The organism is Rodentibacter sp. Ppn85, assembly GCF_001999335.1.
Lineage (GTDB): Bacteria > Pseudomonadota > Gammaproteobacteria > Enterobacterales > Pasteurellaceae > Rodentibacter.
On the sequence record NZ_MLHS01000056.1, the window covers coordinates 51,254 to 58,187 of the forward strand.

Below are 6,934 nucleotides of genomic sequence, written 5' to 3' on the forward strand. Positions count from 1 at the left end.
ATTCCACATTTTTCGAAGCAATGACAAAATCAACGCCTCTTGACCCCGTCACTTTACCCCTAAACCAAGTCAATTTGATCGAAGCCTCGGCCGGTACGGGAAAAACCTACACTATCGGTTCTTTATACCTCAGACTTTTGCTACAGGCGGGAGAACGGAATTTTTCACGCCCGTTGAATGTGGAGGAAATTTTGGTAGTGACGTTTACGGAAATGGCGACGGAAGAGCTGAAGCAAAAAATCCGTGAACGCATTACGGATGCCATTCAAAAATTGTCCGCTTATGCAGAAACAAAAGCGGAAAGCGTATTTAAAAATGATGAATTTCTGATCGCACTTTCTCAAAATATCAATGATCTTACTCTTGCCGTTCAGCGTTTAAAATTAGCGGAACAAAATATGGATCTTGCCGCGATTTTCACCATTCATGGCTTTTGTCGCCGAATATTAATGCAATACGCTTTTCATTCCGGCGTTCATTTTAATTTGAAATTGGTGAAAGATCAGTCGGATTTATTGAAACAATTTGCCAATGAATTTTGGCGTGAACATTTTTACCCGCAGCCCTTTGAGATTGCCAATTTTATTGCACAAGAATTCATATCGCCGGATAGTGTATTAGCGGTGCTTAAAAATGATATTGGAAAAAATTTCGATGCGGAATTGGAAGCGTCCGATCTGCTAACCTTACCCCTTGAAAGGCTTTTTCACAAAGTGGCGGAGCAACGCAATATCCTTGATAAATTAAAGCAAACATGGCAAGAAAATGAGGCGGAAATTAAGGATTTCATTGCGCAAGAACTTCAAAATAAGCGATTAAACGGCAATAAATATAGGTCTAACAACTTGCCGGGTTATTATGCACGGGTAGCGGCTTGGGCAAAAAATACAACGGATCATTCATTAAGCGAAGATATTATAAAATACTTTACGCAATCTGCGCTGAATGCCAATGCGGCAAAGGAAAAACAGCCCAATTGTTCCCCTATTTTAGAAAAATTGGATCGTCTGGTTGAAGAATTTCAACATACTATTTCCCCCGAATTACTGTACAAACTTATTCTTTACCATTATCGCCAAGGTATTCAACAGAAACTGCTTGAATATAAACTTAACCATCAAGAAAAATCCTTTGATGATTTATTGCGGTTACTTTGTGAAGCCCTACAACAAACACAAGGCGATCAATTAGCGGAAATGATCCGTTTTCAATATCCTTTTGCCATGATTGATGAGTTTCAGGATACGGACGCGCAACAATACGCTATTTTCTCAAAGATTTATCGTGAAAACCCGATTAAAAATACCGGTTTCATTATGATTGGCGATCCCAAACAGGCGATATATCGTTTCCGTGGAGCGGATATTTTTACTTATCTTAAAGCTGCCGCTCAGGCGGATGAACGTTTTAATTTAATGAAAAATTACCGCTCTGAACAACGGGTGGTGGAAGGCATAAACAGATTATTCGATTTTCCTCACTCGCCGTTTATTTATAACAATATTGAATTTGCACCGGTTAGTGCAAGAACGGATCATCGTCAATTTTATTTGAATGGCGAACAAGAGCCGGCTTATCGCTTTTATTTGAATGAGAGTGAAAAAACGGATAAAACAGCACTTGCTCGCACCTGTGCCGTTTCCATTCAACATTGGATAAAAAGTGCGGTTGAAAATCAGGCTGTTTTTAAAGGGGCCGCGCAAGGAGAAATACAGGATAGTAAAATTTTACAAGCAGCGGATATTGCTGTATTGGTGCGTGATAAAAATGAAGCCGCACTGGTTAAAACAGAGTTGCAGCAGTTGGGTATTGCTTCCGTTTATTTATCCGATCAAAACAGCGTTTTTGACAGCCGTGTCGCCAAAGAATTAGTGCTTGTTTTGAAAGCCTGTTTGAATGTAACGGAACGTTCTATTTTAAATGCTATCGCCACCACACTTTTTGGTTTAAGTGCAACGGAAATTCATCAAATTCATCATAATGAACAAGATTGGCAACGTTGGGCGGACGGTTTTGCACAGTACCGACAAACTTGGAAACAGCAAGGGGTATTGCCAATGCTGCATCGACTTTTAGTCGAACAAAAAATTGCCGAGCGTTTACTCGGGCTGGCGAGCGGCGAGCGTGATTTAACGGATTTTTTACATCTTAGCGAAATTTTACAGCAAGCTTCGACTTTGAATGATAGTGAGTCGGCGTTATTGAGTTGGTTTGAAAAACAAATTCAAGAAGAAATCAGACAAGAAGCGCAAATTCGTTTGGAAAGCGAGCGTCAGCTTGTGAAAATTGTGACGATCCATAAATCAAAAGGATTGGAATATGATTTAGTGTGGTTACCGTTTTTGTCCGTGCCGAGCCGTGATCCGACAAAATCTGCTAAAAAAGAGATTAATCTCTATTATTCAAAAGATCGAGATGCGATTTTGTGGGATATGGAAAATCAGCATTCGGCATTGATAAATAAAGAAACTTTTTCGGAAGAATTGCGTTTGCTCTATGTGGCATTAACTCGGGCAAAATATCAAATGGCGTTTGCTTTACCGGCACGGTTTGATAAAAAATGGAATCCGTTACTTTATCTGCTAACCCAAGGGGAAATCGGCGAGAATCCGGTGTTGTCGCAAAGTTATTTAACCGCACCGTTGCTTGAAACATTCGGCAGTCAAATGTCCGGTGGAGTATTGATTGAATCGGCAGAAAAATTAAATAAATTGCCGCCTTTAGTTTTATCTCATCACGAAGGCGAGCTTTCGGTTGCGGAATTTTACGGTGAAATCGAACAAAATTGGCGAGTAACGAGTTTTACCGGGATTGAACAAGCACACCGTTGGAAAAATTATCTTAATGAAAGTGCGGCGAAAAATACTGCTGTTTTTGATGAAACAAAAGATTACGATACACAACTCACATTGGAAAATTCTTCCGAAATATTTACCGCACTTTCTGATGAAAAAATACAAATTGTTTCTGATTTTCCACGTGGTACACAAGTTGGGACATTGCTCCATCGTTATTTAGAAAAAAATGAATTTAATGCGCTGAATAATGTGACAACAATAGAAAAACTCTGCCAAGAATTACAATTAGACGAATCCTTTATTCCTCCCTTACGACAATGGTTTGAAGGAATCGTGCAGACACCGTTGTCCGAATCCGTTAATTTGAAACTGAATGAGTTAGACAAAAGCGATTACATTAAAGAAATGGCTTTTTATTTGGCTATTCGTGATCATTTTGATGTGGTCGCCTTTAATCGGGCATTAAAGCGACATCATCATTTGTCGAGTGAGGCGCTACAGTTTGAGGATATTCAAGGCATGGTACGGGGGACAATTGATTTAGTTTTTCGCCATCAAGATAAGTATTATTTGCTGGATTATAAATCCAATTTTCTTGGTGATAAACGACGTGATTACGCCTCGGACAATCTAGAAAAAACGATGTTGCATCATCATTATGATTGGCAATATTTACTTTATACATTGGCATTGCATCGTTATTTAAAGACAGCGGATCGCAACTATGATTATGAGCGTCATTTTGGCGGTGTATTTTATCTTTTCCTACGAGGAATGAACGGAGAAACCCAATCCGGCATATTTTTCGATCGCCCCGAGATGCAACTCATTTATGAATTAGAGGAGATCTTTTGATGTTGAGCTTATTACGAATGCTTAATGAGCAGGGGATTATCAGTTTAGCCGACTACTATTTTGCCAAACTTATTGGGGATAAACAGCCGGCTAATCAGCCCGAAACGGTTAAAAATTTGGCGGTGTTACTTGCCGCACTTTGTAGCTGGCATTATGCGCAAGGAAATACCTGTATTGAATTAGATAAAGCATTGGAACGAAATTTGTTCGGTTTGGCATATCGTGTTACCGAAAAAAATTATTTGGCGGAAATTTGGCAAAAAATCAATTATTTGCCCGTAGAACAGTGGCAGGCGGAATTACGCGGTCATATTGCTTTTAGCCAAACTCCGCATAATCAAGTTGCTCCTATGATATTTCAATTTAACGCCTTATATTTTTATCGTATCTGGCAAGATGAATATCGTGTGGCGCAATATATTAAAAATACATTGAAAAATAACCGCACTTTAGCTTTTTCTTATGATGATATCCGCCAAAAATTGTTGGTCTATTTCCCCTCTAAAGTAGAGGATATAGAAAAAATTGGCGCGATTGATTGGCAAAAAGTTGCCGTTGCAACTGCAATTAAAAGCGTGTTTAGTGTAATTACCGGCGGTCCCGGTACGGGAAAAACAACAACGGTTGCCCGTTTATTGCTTGTTTTGCAAGAGTTATATCGGTATCAATTACACATTAAATTAGTCGCTCCGACAGGGAAAGCCGCCTCTCGTTTGGAAGAATCAATTCAGCATGCTTTACAGCGTTTAAAGGGATCTATGGCGCTATCCGAGTGCTTATTACAATCTATCCCACAAAAAGCGACAACGTTACATAGCTTGCTTGGAATGAATGTATTTAACGATAATACCTGTCATAATGAACATAATCCTTTGCAACTGGATGTATTGGTGGTGGATGAAACCTCAATGATTGATTTGCCATTAATGGCAAAATTAGTTAATGCTTTAAAACCGGAAACCCGTTTGATTTTATTGGGGGATCAAGCACAACTTGCTTCCGTGGAAGCAGGTGCCGTATTGGGCGAATTGGCGCAGTGGGCAACACAGCCTTATAGCGATAAACAAGCCGATTATTTATATCAAACTACAGGTTATAATGTGCCGTGTGCCGCAATTGTCAATCCTATGCGTGATTGTTTATGTCATCTTACTTTTAGTCGTCGCTTTGATAAACATTCCGGCATTGGTAAACTTGCCGAACAAATTAAGCTGGGTAGAGGGGAAGAAAGTCTGGCATTATTCTCGGAATATCCTCGGGAATTGTGTTTTGATTGTTTTGATGTCGAACAAGATGATTCGGTATTTGTGCAGCAAGTAGTACAAAGTGCGGTAGAAAATTATCGTGTTTATCTAACGGCATTACATGAGTTACGGGGACAGAATAAAGATTTTAATAGTCGTCTTGGAGACGGCAAAACTTATGCGGAGATGATCCAATCCCTTTTTAATTCAACCCGATTTTTGACCGCACTTCGTAACAGTGCATTGGGCGTAGAAAATCTAAATAAAGAAATAGCGTTAGCCCTACGTCGGGCAAATCTTATTTGGTTTCACAATGAGCAAGATTGGTATATCGGCAAGCCGATTATGATTACCGAAAACGATCATAATGTACGCCTGTATAATGGCGATATTGGATTATGTTTGGCAAAGGGGAAGGTCTGGTTTGGCGATCGTGAAGTACTAACCAGCCGTATTCCTGCTCATGAGCCGGCATTTATGATGACGATCCATAAATCTCAAGGTTCGGAATTTGATCACACGCTGATGGTACTACCGACAAAGCCTAACCCTGTGCTTTCCCGTGAATTGGTATTTACCGCTGTGACCCGAGCCAAGCAATCACTCAGGGTTTTTGCCGATGAAAAAATTTGGAAAATGGCAGTACGCGAAACAGTAAAACGGCAGAGTGGATTAGGTAAACTGTTAGAAAATTTCATTCAAACAGGAGATTAATATGAAATTATATGCTTATGATCATTGCCCATTTTGTGTGCGTGCAAGAATGATTTTCGGCTTGAAAAATATCCCTTTTGAATTGGTTATTTTAGCCAATGATGATGAAACGACTCCGGTCGGTTTAGTGGGTAAAAAAGTAGTACCGATTTTAATTAAAGAGGATGGAACGGCAATGCCGGAAAGTTTAGATATTGTCCGTTATGTGGATGAGAATGTCGGTGAAAAAATGCTTTCCGAACAACTTCGTCCTGAAATTGATACTTGGACGAAAACGGTCGGTAGTTATTACAATCATTTGCTAAGTCCGCGCTTTGTGAAAATCGGCTTGCCGGAATTTAAAACTCAAAGCGCGGTGAATTATTTTACTAAAAAGAAAACCGAATCAATCGGGGATTTTCAACAGAATTTAGATGAAACGGCAAACTATCTTGTTCGCTTACATCAGGATTTGGAAAATCTTGAGCCACTGATTAAATCCACTTCTGCATTGAATGGGGAACTTTCATTGGAAGATATTATAGTTTTCCCAATGTTGCGTAATTTAACCTGTGTACGTGATATTCAATTTCCAGCTGAAGTTACGACATATTTGGAGAAAATGTCCGAACAGAGTTGCATAGCATTGTATTTTGATAGGGCAATTTAATAAACAAAAAACCTGCCAGTCGGCAGGTTTTTTTCATAGTTTATCAATTATGCATGGCAAGTTTGACAAGCCGCTTGGAACATCCAGACAAGTTTTTCTTGCTCTTTGATGTAGTCGCTCATTTGAGAGGCGGTACCTTCATCATCCGCATCACCTGCAAGGGCTAAAATTTCGCGTTGTTGCTCAAGTAATACTTTTAAGCCGGATAAAGTACCTGATAAACATTCTTGCGCACCGGTTACGGCAATGTCCTCTTGAATACGAGATACTTTTAAGTATTGGCTATAAGCATTATTTGGGGTGTAGCCTAGGGTTAAGATACGCTCCGCTACTTCATCTACTTTAGTGATTAAATCCGTATAAATTTCTTCAAATTTTGCATGTAGTTCAAAGAAGTTTACGCCTTTAATATTCCAGTGATAGCCACGAACGTTAGTATAGAAAACTTGATAAGTTGCCAGTAGGTCATTTAATTTACTTGCTAATTCCTCTGATTTTGTTGCATCTAGTCCAATTGATGTTTTTGACATAATGATTTCCCCTTATGTTGTTAATAAATTTTTTAGAAGCCGAAACCGTTTCGCTTCAAGTATCGTCATTATACATAATAAAAGTAGGGAATAAAGCCACTTTTATTAGATAGAATTGATAGATTATTTGTATCAAAACTAATA

Annotated in this window: 4 protein-coding genes; 3 read left to right on the top strand and 1 reads right to left on the bottom strand. The window is 39.1% G+C overall.

Going from position 1 to position 6,934, the window contains the following annotated elements:
• Window positions 1–20: 20 nt before the first annotated feature.
• Genes recB through BKL51_RS09605 form a run of 3 tightly spaced genes read left to right on the top strand, consistent with a single transcriptional unit; the run spans window position 21 to window position 6,260 of the window.
• On the top strand, window positions 21–3,653 hold the full coding sequence (gene recB, locus BKL51_RS09595; protein ID WP_077466470.1) for an exodeoxyribonuclease V subunit beta: 3,633 nt from the start codon (window positions 21–23) through the stop codon (window positions 3,651–3,653).
• Window positions 3,653–5,611 carry an exodeoxyribonuclease V subunit alpha gene (gene recD / locus BKL51_RS09600; protein ID WP_077466464.1) on the top strand — a complete coding sequence of 653 codons (1,959 nt, stop codon included), beginning with the start codon at window positions 3,653–3,655 and terminating at the stop codon, window positions 5,609–5,611. Before recB ends, recD begins: the two co-directional genes overlap by 1 nt.
• Window position 5,612: 1 nt before the next feature.
• Entirely contained in the window at window positions 5,613–6,260 is a 648-nt protein-coding gene (locus BKL51_RS09605; protein WP_077466465.1) for a GrxB family glutaredoxin, read from the top strand.
• 47 nt (window positions 6,261–6,307) lie between these two features.
• Here the strand turns inward: BKL51_RS09605 and BKL51_RS09610 are convergent, their stop codons facing one another.
• A complete protein-coding gene (locus BKL51_RS09610) occupies window positions 6,308–6,790 on the bottom strand; it encodes a Dps family protein (RefSeq protein ID WP_077466466.1) in 483 nt (160 codons plus the stop codon).
• Window positions 6,791–6,934: the final 144 nt, after the last annotated feature.